Consider the following 263-nt stretch of genomic DNA (forward strand, 5'->3'; position numbering starts at 1 on the left):
GCCTGGCTGGGGCTTGTTTGCCGGCAAGCTGCTGGCGGCGGTGCTGGTGATGGTCGTGGTGCTGAGCGGCATGCTGTGGCTGATGCCGGCTTGGGCCGATGGCAATATGTTGCAGCGCTTGCTGCGGCTGGGCGCATTGGTTGCGGCTGGGGCGTTGAGCTATTTCGCGGTGCTGGGCATTCTCGGTTTTCGTCTGCGCGACTTCGCCCGTCGTTCGGTCGGTTGAGTGAGTGTGCCGCGCTAATCTGTGGTGCCAGTAATAG

1 pseudogene is annotated in these 263 nt (G+C 63.1%); it reads left to right on the top strand.

The window, feature by feature from the left end:
• Positions 1-226: pseudogene (locus AC0IYH_RS32135) on the top strand (murein biosynthesis integral membrane protein MurJ); the annotation flags it as partial.
• Between the last annotated feature and the right edge of the window lie 37 nt (positions 227-263).

It is taken from the genome of Pseudomonas sp. AC463, from assembly GCF_979253585.1.